General features: G+C 43.2%; 21 protein-coding genes, 2 tRNA genes and 1 other annotated feature. Of the genes, 6 read left to right on the top strand and 17 right to left on the bottom strand.

The features are described from left to right. Positions 1-68: 68 nt before the first annotated feature. The 3 genes from BLW54_RS04925 to acsA all read right to left on the bottom strand — a co-directional run bounded on the left by BLW54_RS04925 (position 69) and on the right by acsA (position 4,608). Positions 69-1,394: a lysine N(6)-hydroxylase/L-ornithine N(5)-oxygenase family protein gene (locus tag BLW54_RS04925; RefSeq protein WP_035507398.1), complete on the bottom strand. Its 1,326-nt coding sequence runs from the start codon at positions 1,392-1,394 to the stop codon at positions 69-71. Positions 1,395-1,425: 31 nt separating this feature from the next. Next, positions 1,426-2,733, bottom strand: coding sequence for a purine/pyrimidine permease (locus tag BLW54_RS04920; protein WP_035507394.1), 1,308 nt, complete (start codon positions 2,731-2,733; stop codon positions 1,426-1,428). Between the two features lie 165 nt (positions 2,734-2,898). After that, on the bottom strand, positions 2,899-4,608 hold the full coding sequence (gene acsA / locus BLW54_RS04915; RefSeq protein WP_035507393.1) for an acetate--CoA ligase: 1,710 nt from the start codon (positions 4,606-4,608) through the stop codon (positions 2,899-2,901). A gap of 359 nt (positions 4,609-4,967) precedes the next feature. Between acsA and queF the strand changes: the two genes are divergently transcribed. Further along, the gene (gene queF, locus BLW54_RS04910; protein ID WP_035507392.1) at positions 4,968-5,462 is read left to right on the top strand and encodes a preQ(1) synthase; all 495 of its coding nucleotides are present in this window, start codon (positions 4,968-4,970) and stop codon (positions 5,460-5,462) included. A gap of 41 nt (positions 5,463-5,503) precedes the next feature. On the opposite strand, the gene aldA is transcribed toward queF, so the two are convergent. The 4 genes from aldA to BLW54_RS04890 all read right to left on the bottom strand — a co-directional run bounded on the left by aldA (position 5,504) and on the right by BLW54_RS04890 (position 8,339). Further along, positions 5,504-6,952 carry an aldehyde dehydrogenase gene (aldA, locus tag BLW54_RS04905; protein WP_035507390.1) on the bottom strand — a complete coding sequence of 483 codons (1,449 nt, stop codon included), beginning with the start codon at positions 6,950-6,952 and terminating at the stop codon, positions 5,504-5,506. A 162-nt stretch (positions 6,953-7,114) separates the two neighbouring features. Further along, entirely contained in the window at positions 7,115-7,369 is a 255-nt protein-coding gene (locus BLW54_RS04900; RefSeq protein ID WP_074733345.1) for a hypothetical protein, read from the bottom strand. A 102-nt stretch (positions 7,370-7,471) separates the two neighbouring features. After that, complete coding sequence (locus BLW54_RS04895; RefSeq protein WP_074733344.1) at positions 7,472-7,576, bottom strand: YjcZ family sporulation protein; 105 nt, start codon at positions 7,574-7,576, stop codon at positions 7,472-7,474. A 106-nt stretch (positions 7,577-7,682) separates the two neighbouring features. Next, positions 7,683-8,339, bottom strand: a complete 657-nt coding sequence (locus BLW54_RS04890) for a M50 family metallopeptidase (RefSeq protein ID WP_035507387.1) — start codon at positions 8,337-8,339, stop codon at positions 7,683-7,685. Positions 8,340-8,434: 95 nt separating this feature from the next. Between BLW54_RS04890 and modA the strand changes: the two genes are divergently transcribed. Next, complete coding sequence (gene modA, locus BLW54_RS04885) at positions 8,435-9,217, top strand: molybdate ABC transporter substrate-binding protein (protein ID WP_035507386.1); 783 nt, start codon at positions 8,435-8,437, stop codon at positions 9,215-9,217. Continuing rightward, complete coding sequence (gene modB, locus BLW54_RS04880) at positions 9,217-9,891, top strand: molybdate ABC transporter permease subunit (protein WP_035507385.1); 675 nt, start codon at positions 9,217-9,219, stop codon at positions 9,889-9,891. The genes modA and modB overlap by 1 nt, the downstream gene beginning before the upstream one ends. A gap of 167 nt (positions 9,892-10,058) precedes the next feature. On the opposite strand, the gene BLW54_RS04875 is transcribed toward modB, so the two are convergent. Next, positions 10,059-10,131 (bottom strand) — tRNA-Arg (locus tag BLW54_RS04875). A gap of 199 nt (positions 10,132-10,330) precedes the next feature. Here BLW54_RS04875 and BLW54_RS04870 point away from each other — a divergent pair. Beyond that, positions 10,331-10,972 (top strand): deoxynucleoside kinase, encoded by a 642-nt coding sequence (locus tag BLW54_RS04870; RefSeq protein WP_035507384.1) that lies wholly within the window; start codon positions 10,331-10,333, stop codon positions 10,970-10,972. Next, positions 10,969-11,652, top strand: coding sequence for a deoxynucleoside kinase (locus BLW54_RS04865; protein ID WP_035507383.1), 684 nt, complete (start codon positions 10,969-10,971; stop codon positions 11,650-11,652). The genes BLW54_RS04870 and BLW54_RS04865 overlap by 4 nt, the downstream gene beginning before the upstream one ends. Before the next feature lie 35 nt (positions 11,653-11,687). Here BLW54_RS04865 and BLW54_RS04860 read toward each other — a convergent pair whose 3' ends face one another. The 7 genes from BLW54_RS04860 to guaB form a co-directional block, all read right to left on the bottom strand. Next, a complete protein-coding gene (locus BLW54_RS04860) occupies positions 11,688-12,155 on the bottom strand; it encodes an NUDIX hydrolase (RefSeq protein ID WP_074733343.1) in 468 nt (155 codons plus the stop codon). Positions 12,156-12,403: 248 nt separating this feature from the next. Next, positions 12,404-12,496: transfer RNA gene (locus tag BLW54_RS04855), tRNA-Ser, on the bottom strand. 213 nt (positions 12,497-12,709) lie between these two features. Then, positions 12,710-13,984, bottom strand: coding sequence for a serine--tRNA ligase (serS, locus tag BLW54_RS04850; protein WP_035507381.1), 1,275 nt, complete (start codon positions 13,982-13,984; stop codon positions 12,710-12,712). A gap of 47 nt (positions 13,985-14,031) precedes the next feature. Then, positions 14,032-14,254: a binding site (T-box leader), on the bottom strand. A gap of 37 nt (positions 14,255-14,291) precedes the next feature. Further along, on the bottom strand, positions 14,292-14,882 hold the full coding sequence (gene pdxT / locus BLW54_RS04845; RefSeq protein ID WP_035507379.1) for a pyridoxal 5'-phosphate synthase glutaminase subunit PdxT: 591 nt from the start codon (positions 14,880-14,882) through the stop codon (positions 14,292-14,294). Between the two features lie 19 nt (positions 14,883-14,901). Beyond that, complete coding sequence (gene pdxS, locus BLW54_RS04840; RefSeq protein WP_035507377.1) at positions 14,902-15,786, bottom strand: pyridoxal 5'-phosphate synthase lyase subunit PdxS; 885 nt, start codon at positions 15,784-15,786, stop codon at positions 14,902-14,904. A gap of 119 nt (positions 15,787-15,905) precedes the next feature. Next, positions 15,906-17,237, bottom strand: a complete 1,332-nt coding sequence (locus tag BLW54_RS04835) for a serine hydrolase (protein WP_231622355.1) — start codon at positions 17,235-17,237, stop codon at positions 15,906-15,908. Between the two features lie 104 nt (positions 17,238-17,341). After that, positions 17,342-18,811: an IMP dehydrogenase gene (guaB, locus tag BLW54_RS04830; RefSeq protein WP_035507374.1), complete on the bottom strand. Its 1,470-nt coding sequence runs from the start codon at positions 18,809-18,811 to the stop codon at positions 17,342-17,344. Positions 18,812-18,982: 171 nt separating this feature from the next. Here guaB and BLW54_RS04825 point away from each other — a divergent pair, with 171 nt between their 5' ends. Beyond that, complete coding sequence (locus tag BLW54_RS04825; protein ID WP_035507373.1) at positions 18,983-19,699, top strand: YaaC family protein; 717 nt, start codon at positions 18,983-18,985, stop codon at positions 19,697-19,699. Positions 19,700-19,953: 254 nt separating this feature from the next. Here the strand turns inward: BLW54_RS04825 and gyrA are convergent, their stop codons facing one another. Together gyrA and gyrB are read right to left on the bottom strand one after the other, a co-directional pair. Further along, a complete protein-coding gene (gyrA, locus tag BLW54_RS04820) occupies positions 19,954-22,509 on the bottom strand; it encodes a DNA gyrase subunit A (RefSeq protein ID WP_051744063.1) in 2,556 nt (851 codons plus the stop codon). Positions 22,510-22,583: 74 nt separating this feature from the next. Continuing rightward, positions 22,584-24,506, bottom strand: coding sequence for a DNA topoisomerase (ATP-hydrolyzing) subunit B (gyrB, locus tag BLW54_RS04815; protein WP_035507371.1), 1,923 nt, complete (start codon positions 24,504-24,506; stop codon positions 22,584-22,586). Between the last annotated feature and the right edge of the window lie 48 nt (positions 24,507-24,554).

Raw genomic sequence — 24,554 nt, 5'->3', positions numbered from 1 at the left:
CTTAAATGTAGGGTTAAATGGAATACATAGGATATCTTCCCCCATGTGATGATTTTAAACCTTCATTCTCAGGTGTACGGATAGTCCTTCATAGAGAACTGCTGAAAGGTTGTATCTTTCTGATTACGATAGACTTCTTTCCCTGCAATCGTATTGATGATGTGAACATTACGGTGCACAGATAAACCTAAATTTGTTGCTCCCGCTCCATGGGAATGAACAAGATCGGTCAATGTAAAGAAGTAGTGGTCCCGGTCGTCGTTGAACACCAGTTGGTAATCACGACTCACTTTATACATCCCTTCCCCCTCCCATTCAATTTCATCTTTAAAACGAGAGAGGAACCAGTCAGGAATGTGCGGTTTATATCCTGTGGCGAGAACCACCTTTTCCGTCTGGTATGTGTAATCAATTTCTTCCTGCCACTGCCTGCAATGAAGGTGATAGCTGTCTTCCATCGCTTCAATTCCCGTAATTTCAGTCATTGGCTGAATGAGTATCCGGCTTTCCTGCATCCCGGCTGTGCGATGGTAAAGTTTTGTATAAAGACGTGTCAGGGTTTCAGGATCAATCCCCTTCCTCAACGGTTCAAGTGTGTCAAGTGCTTGCTTGCGCTGGTTCAAGCTTAGATTATGGAAGTAATCGACAAATTCAGGGGTAAACATTTCTTGAGCAAATTTAGCCGTATCGAGTTGAAAAAGTCCCCCCGACCTCGTAAAGAGACTCAAATTCATATCTGCGTTACGATCTTGTTCTTCCAATAAATCCAGAAAAACTTCTAATGCACTTTGCCCAGAACCCACAACAGTCACATGCTTTGCTTTAAGAAGTTGATCCTTTTCAAATAGATAGCGGCTTGTATGCAGTACATCCTCATTAGGAAGGCGATCCATTCCTTCTAGAATCAAGGGATCATTTCCAGTCCCCATAACGATATGTTTCGCTTGGTAATGCTTTCTCTTGCCAGTCGCCCTTTCTTCAACGACTACTTCATAATAAGGCAATTCAGCACCTTTATGGTCTATAACATCAACGACCGTATGACCAAAATATAACCCATTCAATTGTTTGGCTACCCATTGCATATAATGGTTGTATTCCTGACGTGGAACTTCAAAATGCCGGTGGAAGAAAAATGGGAACATCCGGTCATGTTCATGAAGGTAATTCATAAAAGTAAAAGGGCTTTTTGGATCAGCGAATGTAACAAGATCTGCTAAAAAAGGGACCTGAAGATCCATGGTCTCAATAAGCATGCCGGGATGCCAAATGAATTCAGGTGTTTTTTCAAAAAATACCCCTTCCACTTCTTCCGTTTGATCAAGTAGTGCAGCCATTCCTAAATTAAAAGGACCTATACCGATCCCGATGACATCGAACATCTTTTTGTCCATTTCATCACTTCCTCTATACCATCACTTTTCCCTATGATGACTTGTTTGATTCTTTCCATAGCTGGTCAAGAATAATTATGAGCACTGTCCCAACAAGCAACCCATTACTTAGCAAATTCTGTAAAATAGGTGGCGCTCCATTAAACGCTTCAGGAGGGAGAAACATAAGCCCGATACCAAGTAAAAAAGAGAGCCCCAAAATGGTCAGACGTCGCTCATCTAATGGTTGGCTAGCTATATTGGATAGACCGAGTCCCATCAGTTGAATAAAAGTTGCTAGTAACGCAGCGTTCGCTACCGGTGCAGGAATGCCTGATATAAAACCAACGATCGGTGGGAAAAAAGAAAACACCACTAATAATAATGAAGCATATAGAAAAGGCTGTTTCTTTTTTTGCCCTGTCAATTTCATAAACCCTGAAGATGAAGCCATGGAAACATTAGCCACGGCTGAAAATACAGCAGTGATCCCATGGTTAATTCCTAAAAAGCTGCTCCCTTTATTCACCTGATCATAAGTATATTGCGGTTGGCCGTAAATGGTATGACTGACTGCAATAATAGAAGCAACCAGGTTTGACAATAAAATCACAGCTGTCAAAAAACCTAAAGGTAAAGTTCCCCATGTCAATTGAGGCGGCCCCCAGGCAAAGATTTCAGGGAGGGAGAAAGCGGCCGTCCCTCCCGATGGCAACCTTTCTCCAATGAAAACGATGGTATACACGATCCAGCCTACACCAATGCCAATCAAGACACCAAAACTTTTCAACCAACCTTTTCCTATTATGGATAAGCCAATAATGAGCCCCAGTGTTAAAAAGGCCACAAACGCTTGGATACCATCAACAGAGTCCACTTGTTGTTGAATGCCAAGCATGCCCTGAAGGAACGTTCCACTTAGCTGGACTGTCAATAAAAATAAAAAAGCTCCTGTGACTAATGGGGTAAAAACATATAGTACCCTGTGAGATAACCCAGAGATTCCAAAAATGAATAAGAAAATCCCCGTCCAGATCATTGTCCCTTCTAATGCCTGCAATGTCTCTGTATAAGTCTCACCAGACTGGGCCCCACTGTACGCCATGACAGCAAAGATACTAATCCAAATCCCTGCCGGTCCCTCCATAATTGGCAGTCTATGTCCAAATAGACCTTGTAAAAATGACGTGACCCCTACAACGAAAAAAGTACGTTGCATAAGGCCAGCGATTTCATTAAATGGAAGATCAAAAATAGAGCCAATAACAATGGGGAGGGCCACTGCATTAGCTAAAAGAAATACAAACCATTGGACGGCTTCTAACGAAAGGTCCAAAACACGCGTCGATCCTTCTTTCATAGTTACTACACCCGCATTCTATGTAATCTATTACCAACCATATCTTACCATAGGGTGGGCGATCCTTGCTCATTCCGTTTCACGTGAAACACGGTAAAAATGAACATAAACAACCCCTTAAAAACCATATAAAAGCACAGCCGGCATTGGCTGTGCTTTCATCTATTATTCTTCTAATGTGGATGTGTCACCCGTTGGCAGTCCAAGTTCCCAGGATTTGAGTAGTCGCCTCATAATTTTACCACTGCGCGTCTTCGGAATCGTATCTTTAATCTCAATTTCCCTAGGAGCCGCATGGGCACTCAATCCTTTTTTGACGAACTGGCGGATATCCTCAAGCAATTCGTCGGATTGCTGGTAACCCTCTCTTAAAGTAATGAATGCTTTAATGATTTCACCACGCTCAGGATCCGGTTTCCCAATGACCCCTGCCTCAGCTACCGCTTCATGCTCGATTAATTTACTTTCCACTTCGAACGGCCCCACTCGCTCTCCAGATGTGTTGATAACATCGTCAAGACGTCCCTGAAACCAAAAATATCCGTCTTCATCCTTGTAGGCACTATCGCCTGAGACGTACCAGCCATTAATAAAGTAACTTTCATACTTTCCAGGGTTATTCCAAACCGCACGCATCATAGATGGCCACCCCTGTTTGATAGCGAGGTTCCCCATTTGGTTAGCTGGAAGTTCATTCCCCTCATTATCAACAATAGACGCTTCAATACCAGGGAACGGTTTCCCCATAGACCCAGGGCGCATGTCCATTGCTGGATAGTTACAAATCAACATCCCACCTGTTTCGGTCATCCACCAAGTATCATGGATACGCAGGTCGAAGGCTGATAGCCCCCATGTGACAACTTCAGGGTTCAATGGCTCCCCAACACTTAATATATGGCGTAGAGAGGAAAGGTCGTGTTTCTTAACCGCCTCTTCACCAGCACTCAACAGTTTACGAAAAGCTGTGGGAGCTGAGTACCAAACAGAAACATTCTTTTCCGCAATCGTGCCATACCAGTCATCAGGACTAAAGCGTCCACCGCGAATAACATTCGTCACTCCGTTTAACCATGGAGCAAAAATTCCATAACTTGTCCCCGTTACCCAACCAGGATCAGCTGTACACCAGTATACATCGTCTTCTTTAAGATCAAGCACCCATTTACCTGTTTGGTAATGTTGTAGCATGGCATTGTGAACGTGGTAGACTCCTTTTGGTTTTCCTGTAGAACCGGATGTATAGTGCAGCAGCATGCCGTCTTCTAAATCCACCCATTCAATATCAAATTCATCCGACGCCTTTTCCATTTCCTCCTCATAAGAAATGTAGTTGCCGGGAGCATCGCCGCCTACAAGGACAACCTGCTTCAAGTTTGGCAGCTCATCAGCAGGGACGCGTTCAAGTAATTCCGGTGTTGTAATAAGCATCGTTGCTTCACTATCCTCCAGACGGTCCCTTACTGCTTGTTCCATAAAGGCTTCAAACAACGGTCCAGCAATAGCGCCTACTTTGAGAATACCAAGGAACGTCGCATAAAACTCAGGACTTCTCGGCATGAACAGAAAGACACGATCTCCCTTTTCTATATTGTGTTTTTTCAACACATTCGCAAATTGATTACTTTTTTTCTTTAAGTCTTCAAATGTCAGTGTCTCTTCCCTGCCCGGGGCAGAATATATAAGAGCCGCCTGATCCTTCTTATCAGGATTTTCAGCATGGCGGTCGACAGCTTCATAAGCAATATTTACTTTACCTGTCTTACTCCACGTAAAGTGCTCTTTCGTCTCTTCCCACTGGAAATTCTCATACGCTTCTTTGTAATTTTCCATGTTGTGATTGCCTGATCGAGCTGGAATTGGTTTCATGTCCATAATTAATCACCTCATAAGAATGTTTTGTAAACGGTTTCCTTTTGTGTCTGAAGAAAGCTCTGATCCTTTCAGAGCCACGACCTGCATACTTTTCTGAAAATTTTATGAATTAATTCTATTGTAGGGGATTTCCGAGAATATTTAAAGAGAAATGGATGAAAATTTACAGAAATAAGACATGGAGACGAGGTAAATTGACAGTAAAACCCTTAGTCTATATAATGAGACCAGCTTAAAAAAGCTTCATAAAGAGGTTTCTTAGCCCACCCCTCTATAAAAAACTAAGGATGACGACTTATTAAGCCGCAGCCCTTAGCCGCTGCGGCTTTTTTAGGAATCAATGAAAAGGAGTATGCCATATGCCAGGACGAAACGATCAAGAACTCGATTTATCCCTTCTTGGTAATCAGGGAACTTCCTATTCCTTCGAATATGACCCTGATGTTCTTGAGACATTTGAGAACCAACACCCGAACCGGGACTATTTTGTAAAATTCAACTGCCCTGAATTTACAACCCTTTGCCCTAAAACAAGGCAGCCAGACTTTGCAACCATTTATATCAGCTATATCCCGGACGTGAAGATGGTAGAGAGTAAATCATTGAAATTATATTTATTCAGCTTCCGTAACCACGGGGACTTTCACGAAGACAGTGTCAATACCATCATGAATGACTTGATCAATTTAATGGATCCTCGTTACATTGAAGTATGGGGCAAGTTTACCCCAAGAGGGGGGATTTCCATTGATCCCTATTGCAATTACGGTAAACCTGGGACTAAGTTTGAACAAATGGCCCACCATCGACTGATGAATCATGATCTTTATCCAGAGAAAATCGATAATAGATAAAAAAGAGCTACGAAACATCTCGCAGCTCTTTTTATCTTTCATTATTTCTTGTCCTCTTTATATTGCAAATAAGCCACTTGGGTAACAAGAAAATCTTCTACCCCGTGTTTTCCATCAGCTCCGCCTAGCCCTGATTTCCTCATACCGGCATGATAGCCCTGCACAGCTTCAAAATTTTCACGATTAATGAAGGTTTCACCAAACTTCAATTCATTGATCGTACGCATCGCTTCATTCATATCTTCCGTATAAACAGAAGAAGATAATCCATAATCTGTATCATTCCCTTTTTCAATCGCCTCATCAAGCGTCTTGAATGTCGCAACAGGAATCACAGGTCCAAAGATTTCCTCCTGCATAATTTCCATCTCGTGTTCTACATTTGTCAGGATTGTCGGCTTATAAAAGTACCCTTTTTCAACATCCCCGCGTTCGCCTCCGATTTCCACTTTTGCACCAGCTTTTACGGCACTTTTTACCATATTTTCCACTTCTTCCAAGCGATCTATACTGGCAAGTGGTCCTACATCTGCTTTTTTATCTGCCCTTGGATTCCCCATAGACAGTGCTTCAAACTGATGTCGCAATTTGGAGACGAATTGGTCAGCGACACGTTCGTGGACGTACACGCGCTCTGCGTTTGTACACGCCTGCCCATTATTGGCTAGCCGTGATGTCGTAATGTTTTCCGCAGCGACATCAAGGTCTGCATTTGCTGTTACAATTGCAGGTGCCTTCCCTCCAAGTTCAAGATTCACTTTCGTAATATTTTGGGCAGCTGCTTCCATAACTTTGGTTCCAGCCGGTATACTGCCTGTCATTGAAACCATGTGTACTTTTGGATGGGAAGCTAGAGCATTCCCAATTTCAGAACCTGTCCCTGTCACGACGTTATACACGCCTTTCGGGATGTCCATAGAGTCTATAATTTTTGTGAATTCCATAGCTGTGTTTGGCGTCTGCTGGCTTGGTTTCAGGACTAATGTATTTCCCGTCACCAGTGCAGTCGCCACTTTACGCGCCAATATAAATACAGGGAAATTCCATGGTACAATGCCTGCGACTACACCGATTGGCTTCCTATAAATAAAAATGTTCTCATTTTTACGATCACTTGGAACAATTTCCCCTTCTATTCTTCTTGCCCATTCCGACATATAGCGGAAATAATCAATAGCAAGGTCAACTTCTCCGCACGCCAATTCATAATTTTTTCCTTGCTCTTCTTGCAAGAGATCAATAAAGGTCTCCCGCTTCTCCTCCATGCGATCCCCTATCGCCCTTACTAGCTTCCCACGTTCAATATTCGGTATGTGCTCCCATTCTTTTTGGGCATCATAAGCCGCCTGAACGGCGCGATTTACATCGCCTTCCGTCCCTTTGGGAATTTGAGAAATCATTTCCTCTGTAGATGGGTTCACGATATCAATCCATTCGCTCCCCTTTGATTCTGTATATTCACCATGAATGTAAAGTTTATGTTGCTGCATTAAAAATGCCTCCTGTTCGGATTTACCATTTTCATTTCCCCTTCTGCATAAAAATAAACAAACCGGGCTCTAATCGTTTCTTGTCCACTGTCCGAAAAGTTTCTACTGAATTCGAACGAATTCGAGACAATAAAAAAAGCCCTGACTGAACAGGGCCGGTCTTTACCATTCTAGTATGAAACCTTTAACTTTCTTCCCACTTTCATCCTCATTTTGCTGCTGTTCTGCCTCAAAATAAGGGTCCTCTTCTTTAAAATGGTACGTAATACTTTCAGGTTCAAGATACAGCTTAAATTCCAAGTCTGTCACCTTAGGAAGAGAAATGTCCGCAACTGTTGACTGTTCCCCATCTTCATCAACGAGAAGAATGTCAATATGATCATACCCTTGAGCAATCAAATGTTCTTTTAAAACCATAAATGACTCCCCCGTACAATTATTCTAGTTCACCGATACCCTTTCCCAGGTTTTAAGAAACGTTCATTCTATGTAAGAGCGGGAAAAATTCCCGCCTGTCAATTAATATCCGTAACCACGGCCACCTGCATAAGATGCACCGATGATAATCAAAAGGATGAACAAAACAACTAATAGCGCGAAACCGCCACCGTATCCTCCGCTCATTCTATTCCCTCCCCTCTCTTTCTTACCTTACTACCTTATTCAGGATGTTTGCAGAAGGAAGGGCATGAGCGGATTTTTTATTTTTTTCATGAAAAGAGTCACACAATCAAATAGGAAAGACACGCTTAATAGAAAGAAGAGCAAAATATAAGGCTTGAACAAAAAACGCTATTCCCCACAATGGAGCGGGAATGAATTTGGTTGCCCGAGCCAAGTTAGCGGCGTCTCCCGCCTGCCCAGGCGAAACAAAACTAATCCACATCACTTCAAAAGCACTCGTCACCGATTCGACCAGGACTAATGAAGCCAAAAAAATGAGGACATATTGGACCACTTGTTCGTGTCCTGTTCGCAACAACCAGATAAAGGCTGCCCCGAACGTCAGAATCCAAAATAAGCCGTATAGATTTCTCACCCAGAAAATCAAGTTAATAGCAAGAAACGCCATTAAAATGTAAATCATCCATTTGTACTGTCCACGACTAATCAATGAAAAGAAGATAAAGGCAAAAAACGAGGCAAAGACATAACCGGCTATACTTGTGAACACCTGCCCAATCCAGGACCGATGGCCTGTCAAAGCAAATCCGGAGGTGTTCGGAAATAGCGAGATTCTCCTTACTTCTCCTCCTGTCAAAAGAGCCATTAAGGAATGGCCGCTCTCATGAATCATCGTATTCAATATAGCAAAATATTTTCCAACCACAGGGAGCTGTGTAAGTAAAAGAGCAAGAATAAGCGCTGAAAGCACCTGAAGTTTCATGGGTTTCATTCCTTTCTATGACTTTATTATCGAATTCCACTCTGATTTCACGTATCTTAGAATTAGAACCTTTAGCAATGAAGGAGTATGAAGACATGAGATTTAAAATATGTTTTTTCTACAGTATCAGCATTTTATTATTATTAAACGGTTGTACTTCTCCAACCACGGAATCAAAACTAAGAGTGGCTGTCGCGGCAAGTCTTGAAGATGTGATGGAAGAATTAACACCAATCTTTGAAAATCAATATGATATAAAAGTAGAAACCGTTTATGGCGGTTCGGGGAAGTTGGCAAGGCAAATTGAACAAGGAGCTCCTGTTGATGTTTATTTATCAGCGGATGATGACTGGGTCAAGGTTTTACAAGATAAAGGGCTTGTTGAAAATGATACCTATATAGAATTCGCTACTAACCAACTTGTCATGATTGGAGCTAAACAAGCTCAAAACCTTGAGTCCATCCAAAAACTCAAAGATTTACAACCATCTACACAGATCGCTATAGGGAACCCGTCCAGTGTCCCTGCTGGTACATATACGGAACAAGCGTTAAAAAAGATTCATATATGGGATGAAATAGCAGGACAATTCGTTTTTGGCGGTGATGTGAGGCAGGTCCTTGCCTATGTCGAATCAGGCCAGGTAAACTACGGAATTGTATACGCAAGTGACGCCCTTATCTCAGATCAAGTTGTATTAAATTCTGAAATCGACACTGCTCTTCATGATCCAATCCACTATCCCGGCATTCTCATTTCAGATAGCCGGTCTAAGGAGCAAGGGCGGCATTTTCTTAATTTTCTCCTAAGCGAGCAGACGACAGAAATCTACAAGAGCTATGGATTTAATCCAACGAGAGGTGGAGAGATAGACTAATGAATATGGAACCTCTATGGTTATCTCTTAAAGTCGCTGGAATAGCTACCATCATCGTGTTTATTATTGGTTTATGCAGTGCCCGGATCATTTCCAGAAAATTATTTCCCGGGAAAAGTATCATCGAATCAATATTATTACTTCCCCTTGTCCTTCCACCTACCGTTATCGGGTTCAGTCTCTTGTACTTGTTTGGTAAGAATGGCTGGTTCGGACAATGGCTGATGGATTGGTTGGGTGTTCAAATTATCTTCTCCTGGTGGGGAGCGGTTATTGCCTCCACCGTCGTTTCCTTTCCGCTTATGTACCAGAGCGCTTCTGCAGCATTTCAAAATTATGATCGAAACTTAGAGCATGCTGCTTTAACTTTGGGGGCGACTAAATTAAAAGTGTTTTTTACCATTTCACTCCCTTTGGCATGGCCTGGGCTCTTAGCTGGACTCGTCATGTCATTCGCCCGATCTCTTGGTGAATTTGGAGCGACGTTGATGATTGCAGGTTACATTCCTGGGAAGACAGATACGATTCCTTTGGCTATTTATTTTTCCGTGGAATCGGGAAGAATGGAAGAAGCACTCATGTGGGTTATCACCATCCTGGCGCTCGGATTCAGTACCGTCCTCTGGATGAATACATGGAGTCGGAAGAAAATCAATTTTATTCGGAGAGCATAAATAATAGCGCACACGCCTTGATCAGCTATCATGGAACTGTTTTCTGTCACCGAAGAGATTGTCAGTATTCGGAGGGCGTTGAAACTGGATACTGTCTATATACAAAATTCTTTTATCATTTCCTGGACAATAAAAAAAGCTGAAGCTATTTTTTAAGCTTCAGCCAGCGCCCCCGGCAGGATTCGAACCTGCGACACACGGTTTAGGAAACCGATGCTCTATCCCCTGAGCTACGGGGGCAGAAAGCGTATGTGTAATATTATACAAAACAAACCAACGATTGAAAAGAGAAGGAACTCTAAAAATATTTTTCGGATGTTACTTCCAACGTTTGTATGTGATAAAATATTATTTGTCTGTCTAAATGTATCGTATTCTGTAAAAATGAGTGAACAACACTCATGTTTATTTTGAATTGTGTTTTGAAGGAGGAAAAGAGATGGGAGATCTACCTTTCATATCCGTTGAAGGGCCCATTGGGGTTGGGAAAACGTCTCTGTCTAAAAAGCTCGCCTCCCATTTTGATTTTCATTTACTGAAGGAAATCGTTGAGGAGAACCCATTTTTAGGCAAGTTTTACGACAATATTGAAGAATGGAGCTTCCAAACAGAAATGTTCTTCTTGTGCAACCGTTTCAAGCAGCTTGAAGACATCGACCGCAAATATTTGCAGTTGGGGAAGCCTGTAGTGGCTGACTACCACATATCTAAAAATATGATTTTTGCTCGTCGGACATTACGTGCCGAACAGTTTGACAAATATGCACAGATTTTTGATATATTGACACACGATATGCCTAAGCCGAATATGGTTGTTTATTTACATGCGAGCTTAGATACACTGCTCGAACGTATTCGTATGCGCAATCGTGATATAGAGGCAAATATTCAACCCTCTTATCTTGAACAACTCTCTCAGGACTATGAAGACTTCATGAGACATTTTGAAGCTACTCATCCTGAAATCCCTGTGATTCGTTTAAACGGGGATGACTTGGACTTCGTAAAACATCAAGACGATCTTAATAATATTGTTGATCAAGTGGAGCAGCATTTAAATAAAGGAGAAGTTATCAAATGAATGCACGTGAACGTTATGGGATTCCACATGACAGCGTCATAACGATTGCTGGTACTGTCGGTGTCGGGAAATCGACGATGACGAATGCTCTTGCTGACGCCCTCAAATTTCGTACCTCTTTTGAAAAAGTCGACACGAATCCCTATCTCGACAAATTCTATCAAGACTTCGAGCGTTGGAGCTTCCACTTACAAATTTACTTCTTAGCGGAACGCTTCAAAGAACAGAAGAAAATCTTCGAATATGGTGGTGGATTCATCCAAGATCGCTCGATTTATGAAGATACGGGTATTTTCGCTCGTATGCACTATGAAAAAGGGACAATGTCGGAAACAGATTATGAAACGTATCGCAACCTTTTTGATGCGATGGTCATGACACCTTATTTCCCACACCCTGATCTTTTGATCTATTTAGAGGGGTCATTTGATGACATTTTATCTCGCATTAAAGAACGAGGGCGCCCAATGGAACAGGAAACGCCCATCGAATATTGGGAAGAAATGTTCAAACGCTACGACAATTGGATTGATAATTTTAATTCCTGTCCTGTTTTGCGATTGAATATCGCCGATTACGATGTATTGAATGACAAAACAAGTATCGAACCAGTCCTTGAAAAAGTCGGTCATTTCATCCAACAGTCCCGTAAATGGCGCTCTAGTCATTTATTGACTTAATGAATCTTATATTTATAAAACTCCTGACGATTTAACTACTCGTCAGGAGTTTTATATTTTTGGATAAATTCATTAATCATCTTGCGGTGGCTGCCAATCATGTTCTCTGGCAGCGCATGAAGAGGCAGAAATTTAATCTGCAATGTTTCTTTACTGTCGACATTTACCGGCCCTTCATAAGTTTTTGTATAATATGCGGTTGTGACCAAGTAAAATTCGTCCCCGTTCGGTGCACGACTAAATTGATCTTGACCAGAATAAACATCCAGTAAGTTTAAATCCTCTACCTTAAGCCCTGTTTCCTCCCATACTTCCCGCTTAGCGACTTGCTCAGTATTCTCCCCGAGTTCCATCAACCCACCAGGCAGCCCCCATACTCCTTTAGGAGAAGTGCGTTGTTGTAATAAAATCCTATCTTGTTTATCAAGAATGATCACTACAGATCCCACTAGAATAATCGGCCGATGCCCAATGATTGCTCGCAAATCTTCTACATATCCCATCGAATCCCCCTTTCTCCTTCTTCTATATTATAACAAGAACAGAGCTAAGGGTGTCCTTACTCACCCAGAGGCAAAGCCTAAACGACGCCTCTAGGAACACTAAGAACTTAAAGAAGGAGAATTAAAAAAAGCCCCCCCAGTGTTAATGAGAGAGCTCTTAAGAGAGGGGAAAATAAAAAATCGTTACACAAAGTAACGATTTCTGTTCTATAAATCTCCAATATTTATGCGCTATTGTTGATATTAAATGGCGGAGGAGGAGGGATTCGAACCCCCGCGGGGCGTAAACCCCCTGGCGGTTTTCAAGACCGCTCCCTTCAGCCGGACTTGGGTACTCCTCCGTGTGACCGACAATGAATATAATAACATGGTTGTCCTCTATCGTCAACAAAATCCTACAATTTTTTAGAGAAAATTATTGAGGGACAATCACGAAACATAATCACTTCGTTATTATACAAATTACAAAAACAGGAGTCAAGCTACCCTTCCTATCCATATAAAAAGGAATGGAACCTTGGTTGGTTCAGATTCCATCCCTTTTCAAATACATGTTATTGAATAACTTCCTCCCCACCCATATATGGACGAAGGACTTCTGGCACGATGACACTTCCATCTTCCTGCTGATAATTCTCAAGGATTGCTGCAACCGTACGGCCAATGGCCAGACCTGAACCATTTAATGTATGAACAAATTCAGGTTTTCCTTTTTCCTCACGGCGGAATCGAATCCCTGCACGGCGGGCTTGGAAATCTTCAAAATTGGAACAAGAGCTGATTTCACGGTACGTTTCCTGACTTGGGATCCAAACTTCAATGTCATATTTCTTTGCCGCTGTGAAACCGAGATCTCCTGTACACATGCTCATGACACGATAAGGGAGCTTTAACAACTGAAGAACTTTTTCTGCATGCCCTGTCAATTCTTCAAGAACATCGTAGGATTCTTCTGGTTTTGCAAGCTGAACAAGCTCTACTTTGTTAAATTGGTGCTGACGGATCAAACCTCTTGTATCACGGCCAGCGGAACCAGCTTCAGAACGGAAATTTGTACTGAAGGCGACAAACTTTTGGGGGAGATCCTCAACGGATAGAATCTCTTCCCGATGGAAATTTGTCACAGGTACTTCTGCTGTTGGGATTAGGAAGTAATCCCAACCTTCGATTTTGAAAGCATCTTCTTCAAATTTCGGCAGTTGACCTGTGCCTGTCATTGCTGTTCGGTTTACCATTTGAGGAGGAAGCATTTCCTGATATCCATGCTCATCTGCATGAAGATCCATCATGAAGTTAAGTAAGGCACGCTCCAATCGAGCACCTAGTCCTTTATAGAACACGAAACGGCTCCCTGTGACCTTAGAGGCTCTTTCAAAATCAAGAATATTTAAATCAACTGCGATGTCCCAGTGAGGCTTGGCTTCAAAATCAAATTCCTGAATTTCCCCTACCTGGCGGGCTTCAACGTTGTCTCCCTCATCTTCTCCCACAGGCACACTTTCATGAGGGATATTCGGAATGGATAACAGAAGGGTTTCAAGCTTTTCTTCCACCTCTTTTAATTCAGCATCAAGTGTTTTAATGCGATCACCTACTTCACGCATTTCCTTAATCTTGTGATCGGCATTTTCTTTTGCTTTCTTTAATTGAGGAATTTCTTTAGATACTTCATTACGTTTCGCTTTCAATTCTTCTGTTTCTTGAATCAACTCACGGCGTTTGCTGTCTAAATCGCCAAAGGCATCCAAGTCAGATAAGTTTTCACCACGTTTTTTCAATTTTCCTTTAACTTCTACAAAGTTTTGACGTAAATATTTCATGTCCAACATGGTATATCCTCCTTTATTTATAGAAAATAAAAAACTCTCGTCCCTATAGAAGGGACGAGAGCTTTTGTTTATGCTTCCCGCGATACCACCCAAGTTAAAGGTACACGTGTACCTTCCGGCTTCACTCATAACGGTGAGTACCGGTCTGACCTACTCCATTTCAGCCAGACACTCAAGGATGGATTCACATGGTTTCTTCGTCAGTTCTCACCGGCCACTGACTCTCTTGAGAAGAAAGGACATGCTACTATTTCCTATCATCGCGTTCATTTAATGTTTGTGTTATATAACATTAGCGGAATCAAAATTATAATGCAAGTGTTTTATTTGTTTCTTCCACCATTTTCACAAAATGTTCTGTTAAACGGTGGTCATCCGTCAATTCCGGATGGAAGGAACAAGCCAAATATTGATCTTGTTGGGCCGCAACAATGTGACCATCATAACGGGCTAACACTTTCGTATTCCCACCAACCCCTTCAATGTAAGGGGCACGGATAAATACGGCATTAAAGTCATCAGCTACACCTTCGATATCAAGGCTTGCTTCAAAGCTCTCACGCTGGCGTCCAAAGGCATTGCGGCGAACTTTAATATCCATCACTCCGAGGTGGACATCATAGGAGCCATCGATCTCTGATGCAAGCAGAATAAGACCTGCACACGTACCGAAAATCGGTTTACCACTTTCACCGAATTGACGGATCGGCTCCAGGAATTCATACCTGTCAATCAACCGCCGTATTGTTGTGCTTTCGCCCCCTGGAATAATCAAACCGTCGATTTCTTCCAGCTGTTCTTTCCTTTTGACCACGATGGCTTTTGATCCTGTCGCTTCAACGGAACGGATATGTTCACGAAAGGCACCTTGCAGGCCTAATACACCGATTGTAGTCATGCTGCATTCTCCTTTTTTCTTACTGGCTGCGATCCTGCATACGCTGTTCAGGAGTCAGGTTGGACATTTCCATCCCCTTCATGGCTGTTCCAAGATCTTTGGATAATTCACCAATCAGTTTATAATCATCATAGTGAGTCGTTGCTTCAACAATGGCACGGGCAAATTTCTCAGGGTTGTTGGACTTAAAGATTCCAGATCCTACAAATACCCCGTCTGCGCCAAGCTGCATCATCAAGGAGGCATCAGCTGGTGTTGCAATTCCACCGGCAGCGAAGTTTACCACAGGAAGGCGTCCTTCTTCACGGATTTCCATCAACAAATCAAATGGTGCACCATTTTCTTTTGCATAAACCATTACCTCATCTTCAGAAAGTCCACGCAAATGACGGATTTGGGACTGGACTTGGCGCATATGGCTTACAGCTTCTACAATGTTCCCAGTTCCTGGCTCTCCTTTTGTACGAAGCATGGAAGCACCTTCACGAATACGGCGTGTCGCTTCACCTAGGTTTCGGCATCCACATACAAATGGTACAGTGTAGTCATCCTTCTTAATGTGATAAATCTCATCAGCAGGAGTCAGTACTTCACTTTCATCAATGTAGTCCACACCCATAGCCTCAAGAACACGTGCCTCTGTAATATGCCCGATACGTGCTTTCGCCATTACCGGGATAGAAACGGCATTCATGACCTCTTCAACAATTGTAGGATCAGCCATTCGTGCGACCCCTCCAGCAGCACGGATATCTGCTGGTACTCGTTCAAGAGCCATTACCGCTACCGCTCCTGCTTCTTCAGCAATTTTCGCTTGCTCTGCGTTTACGACGTCCATAATGACGCCACCTTTTTGCATTTCGGCCATTCCGCGTTTGACGCGATCCGTACCTGTTTGTGACATGTTGATTCCTCCCTAACAGCTATATAGTGTAAGCATTTATTTTTGAATCATTGATTCTTATCTTCTATTGTAACGTATTACTATATTAAATCCCACTAGTTAAATAGGGATTTTTTAACCTAAAACCATCCTTTGACCATGTCAACAGCGCCCGTAAAGATATCACTGAAGAATTCACCAATAGCCCCAAGTGTCAGCATAAACCAGTTTGCCTTTTCAACACCTGCAGAGGTAACGATATCGACCGTCTGTCCACTCTTGGAAATAATGTTACCATAGTTCTCTTCCCCATTGTAAACAAGCGTTGCATTGCCAACCTTTTGCCCTTTTTCCACAGGAGCAACAAGGTTGCCCTCATTATCCAGCAGGTCTTCATCTATATTGAACTGAATATCATATTGTTCTTCTTCACCATTCTTTACCAGTGTGCTAAGCGCCTCACTCGTTTCAATCGCTACCTTATCTTCTTTTCCTTTGGTCACAGGGAGTGACGATTGGTTGTCTATTGATTCACCAGCTGGAAAGATTTCCTGACGTGTGAACTGGTTAAAACCATAGTCCAACAGTTTCCTTGTTTCATTGAATCGAGAGGCTCTTGTTTCCGATTTCATAACTACAGAAATAAAACGTTGGCCGTCGCGTTCCGCTGTACCTGTAAAGGTATTTTTGGCAAGTTCTGTGTACCCTGTTTTCAAACCATCCATACCCTTATACTCAAACTGTTTTAAATTTTGTCCGGGCATACCTGGAAGCATCCAGTTCCAGTTCGTTACCGTTTGACCGGAAAATTCTAGTGTGGGCTTACTGGAAACTTCTAAAGCTTCCGGATAATCATTCGTTAAATGGTAGGCAAGCAATGCGGCTGATTTTGCTGAGAGCATGTTCGTCGCATCCGGGTCCGTACCTTCTGGGTGGTTGTCCCCTAAATGTGAATTGTTCAATCCTGTCGCATTGACGAATTCATAATCAGGAAGGCCCATTTCTGCAGCCTTTTCGTTCATCATTTGAACAAATTCACCCTCTGAGCCTGCAATCAACTCTGTTAGAGCAATCGTTGTAGCGTTATCTGAATTAATAGCCATAGCTTCGTACAACTCACGAACTGTATATTCTTCATCCAACCTTAGACCTACACCTGAAAATTCAGGATTCGCTGATATATCATATGCATATTGACTGACTTTTGTCGTGTCATCCCAACTGATTCGACCTTCCTCTATGGCTTCCATAACGAGATATTCCGTCATCATTTTCGTCATACTAGCAGGAGGCAGTGTCAAATCTGCTTCTTTCTCAAAAAGTATCTTCCCTGTTTCCGCGTCCACGAGTATTGCCGATTCTGCATCAACATCTACGCTCGCATATGTATGTCCGGGATTCACGGACACCGCAAAGATCCCCATTAGCAACGCCATCATCATGGCCATAGATGTTTTAAACCTTTGTGTCAACTTTCTCAACCTCCACCCTTATATTATGCATCTTTGTTATTTTATCACATGCGTATATAAAAGAATAGACAGGGAAAAGTCCCTGTCTATTCCTTTTATACGGGTCAAACGGAGTAGTTTGGCGCTTCTTTAGTGATTTGTACATCATGCGGGTGGCTTTCTCTCAATCCAGCTCCGGTAATTCTAGTAAACTGAGCATCTGTTCGTAGGGAATGAATTGTCGGGGTGCCGCAATATCCCATCCCTGAACGAATGCCTCCAAGAAGTTGATGAATGGAATCCGACAGTGGTCCTTTATATGGCATGCGGCCTTCAATTCCTTCTGGAACAAGCTTCTTCGCTTCCTGGTCGTTTTGGAAGTAGCGATCTTTAGAACCGGATTCCATGGCACCTACAGATCCCATACCACGATATACTTTGAAGCGGCGGCCTTGGAAGATTTCCGTTTGGCCAGGGCTCTCCGATACTCCGGCAAGCAGACTGCCAAGCATAACGGCATGTCCTCCGGCAGCCAATGCTTTTACAATGTCCCCAGAATATTTAATTCCCCCATCAGCAATGATCGGCTTGTTATGTTTCTCCGCTTCTTTCGCACAATCATAAACAGCCGTAATCTGAGGAACCCCTACACCAGCAACGACACGAGTGGTGCAAATGGAACCAGGGCCAATTCCAACTTTCACCACATCCGCTCCTGCTTCAATCAATTCCCGAGTCGCTTCTGCTGTAGCGACATTTCCTGCGATAATATTCACTTCAGGATGACGGTCTCGGATCCGTTTCACCTGTTCGATGACGCCCTGCGAATGGCCGTGGGCTGTATCTACAACAAGTGCATCAACACCCGCTTCCACCAATTTGTCTATACGCGTCATAGCATCTGCCGTAACACCGACAGCCGCTGCACATAGAAGACGACCTTGCTCATCTTTGGCCGATAATGGAAATTCAATCACTTTTTCAATATCTTTGATTGTGATTAATCCTTTAAGGATCCCCTGGCTATCTACCATCGGGAGCTTCTCAATCTTATATTTCTGGAGGATTTTTTCTGCCTCATCCAGCGTCGTTCCCACAGGAGCTGTTACCAGATCCTCGCTCGTCATAACTTCACTTATCCTCATAGAGTAGTCTTCAATGAAGCGGAGGTCACGATTGGTGATGATTCCGACAAGCTTCTGTTCTTCTATATTGTTGACGATCGGGACACCGGAAATTCTGAATTTCCCCATGAGATGCTCCGCATCGAACACTTGGTGGTCCGGTGTCAAAAAGAACGGGTTCGTAATAACACCGCTTTCTGAGCGTTTAACACGATCGACATGCTCTGCTTGCTCTTCAATCGACATGTTCTTATGAATGACACCAAGCCCCCCCTGGCGAGCCATTCCGATAGCCATTTCCGCTTCAGTTACGGTATCCATCCCGGCACTGATGATCGGCATATTCAAACGTAATGTCGGCGATAATTCGGTCGCCAGTGACACATCACGTGGCAAAACATCAGATTTAGCAGGCAAAAGCAGTACATCGTCAAACGTCAAACCTTCTTTTGTAAACTTGTCTTCACGCATACTTGACCTCTCCTTTTCTTTCTAAAATAGTTTGGGTGAAAGTGGGTAAAATAAGTGGTATATTCGCAGACACCATTTCTTATTGTTATATACAATACGACAATGATTGGGCTTTTTCAACCATAAAAAAATGGGAGAAACTCCCTTAAATGAACGAAAGGAGAGGCTATCTTGCACAAGACTGATCCCATACTCACCTACCTTCAAGTGACCGCTCATACTCGACCTTTTCTTCTTGACTGTTATGAAAGAATGGGGCATTCCCGTTCTGAGCATCATGCATACAATAATGCTGAACGCTTTATTCATGGGCTTACCCTCGGACAAGATTACTGGTTAACGGCCTTAGATACACCTTTAAGTGTAAGGCCTCTCCTATTTTACTATGGAATGAATCACTTTATTAAAAGCTGCCTGCTGACCGTAGATCCAGGATATCCAGCCACAGCTAAAGTCCTCGCCCATGGGTTATCGACCCGAAAGAGAAAAAAGCAGCATTACAGGTTCTTAGAAGATGACATTAGGATTCAACCCAACGGGCTCTTTCCCCATGCGGCACATCATTTATTCCAATTCTCCTCAGAGAAGGGGAAAGTTTCAATGGATGAATTACTGCGCCCACTCCCTTGTATGAGGGAACTTTACGAATTAAAAAAATCCCCCCCCATTAAAATAGAAGAGGAATGGCCAGATCTGTTAGCCTATTTTGCCGTTCTGTATAATCTAAGTATGCTTGTTCGATACGAAGGAGAATGGTGGGGTGAGATGGAACAAATGAAAGACCGTGAAGACTATGTATTCATCATTCATTTCCTGGAATCGGCAGCCGACCAAATTCCAAAACTTTTTGCTTCGTGGTTAAAAGACCAGTTTGCAGCTATTTCCTGACGCAAACTGGTCTATCATTTATACCTTTCATCCAAACTTTATAGAGATGACCTCCCCATCCTCTTCCCAAAGAATTTGCAGCCTTGTCTGGTGTGATTTTCGACAAAAATCACATGCCTCACGCATATCAGATTCGAGAGTTTTGGATGAGTTCAACATTAAGGAAACCAATCCCTGGTAGTTTCCATTATTTATATAAAAAAGCCGCCTGCCGCTACTAATAGCTCGACAGGCGACGCATCATTTAAATTCACTTATGATTCATCTGACTCTTCTTCTGTTGTCTCTATTGTGGAATCTTCACTTTCTTCAGATGCTTCATCCTGAGATTCCGCCTCTTTTTCAAGTGCTTCTTCTACCATTTCTTCTTCCTCTTTTTCTGATTCTACACGGGCAACTGTTGCGACTTCTTCTCCTTCACCAAGGCGAATTAAGCGAACCCCCTGTGTGTTACGACCAGTCTCTGAAATACTCTCCATAGGCATGCGGATCAAGACACCGCTTGCTGTAATAATCATGATATCTTCTTCACCGTTGACAGCTTTCGTAGCCACAACGTGACCATTCTTTTCTGTCAGGTTACAGGTGATAATTCCTTTACCTCCACGGTTTGTAATCCGATACTCATCAGCTGGTGTCCGTTTTCCGTATCCTTTGCTGGTAACGGTCAACACTTGCAAGGAATCATCAAGGATTTCCATTGAAACCACTTTATCATCATCACGGAGGGAGATCCCTTTCACACCTGCCGCGGTTCGTCCCATTGCACGGATTTGATCTTCATTGAAACGAATTAGATAACCGTTTTGAGTCCCGATCATAACGTCTTTCGTACCATCTGTCAGTCGAACAGAGATCAGTTCGTCATCTTCACGTAAGCCAAGGGCAATAAGACCGCCTTTTCGGATGTTGGCAAACTGTGAAAGTGTGGTGCGTTTCGTGATTCCGTTCCTCGTTGTAAAGACAAGGTACCAGTCATCAACAAAATCTTCGACCGCAATAACTGCATTAATCCACTCATCACGTTCCACATTCAGCATATTGATAATCGGAATACCTTTTGCTGTCCGGTTGAATTCAGGAACTTCGTATCCTTTAGCTTTATACACTTTTCCTTTGTTGGAGAAGAAAAGGAGTGTGTTATGAGTAGAAGTGGACAATAAGTGTTCCACAAAGTCCTCTTCATGTGTACCCATACCTTGGACGCCTCGTCCCCCTCTTCGTTGTGAGCGGTATGTGCTTGCAGGCAAACGTTTCACGTATCCCTGATGTGTCACTGTTACGATGACTGTTTCTTCAGGGATCAAATCTTCATCTTCAATGAAGTCAGTTCCTCCCAGAACAATCTCTGTTCGGCGCTCATCATTATAACGTTCTTTGATATCCAACAGCTCTTCACGAATAATTTCAAGTACCTTTTCATCGTCGGCAAGAATGGCTTTCAACTCGCTGATCAATTTCATGATGTCTTGGTACTCTTCTTCAATTTTCTCCCGTTCTAACCCTGTCAGACGCTGCAGGCGCATATCGAGAATGGCCTGGGCCTGTTTCTCAGAGAGACCGAAACGATCCATCAATCCAGTACGAGCGATTTCTGTCGTTTGGGATTCACGAATCAACGTGATCACTTCATCCAAGTGGTCAAGCGCGATACGAAGTCCGGCTAAAATGTGGGCGCGAGCTTCCGCTTTTCTTAGTTCATACTCCGTACGGCGGCGGATGACCACTTTCTGATGATCCAGATAATGTTCAAGGCACTGTTTCAAGTTGAGTACTTTCGGATGGCCGTTTACAAGTGCCAGTATATTAATACCAAATGTTGATTGTAAGGCCGTCATTTTGTACAAGTTATTCAGCAGCACATTCGGATTAGCGTCACGGCGTAATTCGATGACGACACGAAGGCCGTTACGATCCGATTCATCACGTAAGTCAGTGATGCCGTCAATTTTCTTATCGCGGGCAAGATCGGCGATTTTTTCTACAAGACGGGCTTTATTCACCTGATAAGGGAGTTCTGTAACAATCAATTTAGCTTTCCCATTGGCCTGTTCTTCAATTTCAACAGTTGCACGGACGGTAATGGAGCCTTTCCCTGTTTCATAGGCTTTCCGAATGCCGCTTAGTCCGAGAATTTTACCTGCTGTCGGGAAGTCAGGACCATAAATATAATTTTCCATCAATTCCTGGATCGTGATCTCAGGATCTTTACTCAAAGCTAAAACGGCATCAATGACCTCCCCAAGCTGGTGAGGGGGGATGTTCGTAGCCATCCCTACCGCAATTCCTGAACCACCGTTGACGAGCAGATTAGGGAACTTAGAAGGCAGCACTTCAGGCTCTCGTTCTGTTCCATCGTAGTTGTCATTGTAATCAATGGTATCTTTGTTGATATCGCGAAGGATTTCCATAGAAATCTTCGACATACGTGCTTCTGTATAACGCATAGCGGCTGCCGCATCCCCATCGACAGAACCGAAGTTCCCATGGCCATCGACAAGCATGTAACGGTAGTTGAAATCCTGCGCCATACGCACCATTGTGTCATATACGGCAGAATCCCCGTGAGGGTGGTACTTACCGATAACTTCCCCTACGATACGTGCAGATTTTTTATAAGCTTTGTCTGCATGCATACCGAGATCGTGCATCGCATATAATATCCTTCTGTGTACAGGCTTTAGACCGTCCCTGACATCGGGAAGAGCACGGGCGACAATAACACTCATCGCGTAATCTAGGAATGACGTACGCATTTCCTGGCTGATATTCACTTCCTGTACGCGCGGACGTTCGGGTTGATCCACCATTCTATTTACCTCCTAATTGCCTAAAAGGAAAGGATAAGCCCTTTCCCATCCTATCTCATGACATTCTCTCTATATTAAACATCAAGGTTTTGTACATACTGGGCATTTTCCTGAATGAAGTTACGACGTGGTTCGACTTTATCTCCCATAAGAATATCGAACGTTTCATCAGCACTCATGGCATCTTCAAGACTGACTTGAAGCATGGTCCTTGATTCTGGATCCATGGTCGTTTCCCACAATTGTTCTGGGTTCATCTCTCCAAGACCCTTATAACGTTGAACCCCTGGCTTCGGTGAATTGGACAGCTCCGCGAGTTTGGCATCCAGCTGTTTGTCACTGTAGGTGTAATAGACCGTCTTTCCCTGCTGTATTTTGTAAAGAGGTGGCTGAGCGATATATATATAGCCATGTTCAATCAAAGGGCGCATATATCGATAGAAGAACGTCAATAGTAAAGTACGAATGTGTGCTCCATCAACGTCAGCATCGGTCATGATTACAATTTTGTGATAGCGTGCTTTTGATATATCGAATTCTTCCCCAATTCCTGTGCCAAGGGCCGTGATAATTGTCCGGACCTCATTATTGGACAAAATTTTATCCAGACGCGCTTTTTCTACGTTGATGATTTTCCCGCGCAGTGGCAGAATTGCTTGGAAGTGGCGGTCACGTCCTTGTTTGGCTGATCCACCGGCGGAGTCTCCCTCAACGATGTAGAGTTCAGAAATATTGGCGTCTTTTGATGAACAATCAGCCAGTTTCCCTGGGAGGTTAGATACCTCAAGCGCATTTTTACGTCGTGTAAGTTCCCTGGCTTTTTTAGCCGCCATCCTTGCTCTTGATGCCATCAATCCTTTTTCAACGATCGTTTTGGCCATATTCGGATTTTCAAAAAGGAACTTCGAAAAGCTCTCGGAAAACAAAGCATCTGTAACCGTACGTGCTTCACTGTTTCCTAGCTTTGTTTTTGTCTGTCCTTCGAACTGTGGGTCCGGGTGTTTGATCGAAATAATGGCCGTAAGCCCTTCCCGGACGTCATCCCCGGTCAAATTAGGGTCTGTTTCTTTGAACATACTATTTTTACGCGCATAGTCATTGATAACACGGGTTAAACCAGTCTTAAACCCTGATTCATGCGTTCCCCCTTCATACGTATGAATGTTGTTCGCATAAGAATAAATGTTGCTTGCAAAGCCGTCATTATACTGCATTGCAATCTCAATGGAGATTTCATCCTGTTCTTCTTCAATGAAGAAAGCTTCATGCAACGTATCACGCGTGCGGTTCATATGTTCAACATACGACAAGATTCCGCCTTCGAAATAATAGTTCACAGGTTCATCGTCGGTACGTTTATCCTCGATTGTGATCGTTAACCCTTTATTCAAGAACGCAAGCTCACGTAAACGATTGGCCAAGATCTCAAACTGGTATTCCTGCGTTTCTGTGAAAATTTCAGGATCCGGTTTGAATTGAATGCGTGTTCCTGTCTTATCGGTTTCTCCGATCACCTTCAAGTCTTCTTTGGGTACACCACGGTGGTAAGACTGGTAGTGAATTTGCCCATCACGGTGGACATATACTTCAAGGTTCGTAGATAATGCATTCACGACTGAAGCCCCTACACCATGAAGTCCTCCGGATACTTTATAGCCGCCCCCGCCGAATTTTCCTCCAGCGTGAAGGACGGTCAGAATAACTTCCACGGCAGGACGACCTGTTTTTTCTTGAATCCCTACTGGAATACCACGACCGTTATCAGTAACCGTAATGCTGTTGTCTTCTTCAATCATGACTTGAATATGATCGCAAAAACCGGCCATTGCCTCATCGATACTGTTATCGACAATTTCCCAGACCAAGTGGTGAAGGCCCTTTTCATTGGTGGAACCAATATACATTCCTGGTCGCTTCCGTACCGCTTCTAACCCTTCTAGTACCTGTATTTGGCTCTCATCATATGTCTGCTGCTCTTCGATAATATCTTCCTTCATGGTACTCACCTACATTTCTCAAGTGGTTTAACTCTAATCTCATATGAC

The organism is Halobacillus karajensis, assembly GCF_900108515.1.
GTDB classification, from domain to species: domain Bacteria; phylum Bacillota; class Bacilli; order Bacillales; family Halobacillaceae; genus Halobacillus; species Halobacillus karajensis.
Note: the sequence above shows the minus strand (reverse complement) of the source record. Positions and strands in the feature narration are given on the sequence as shown.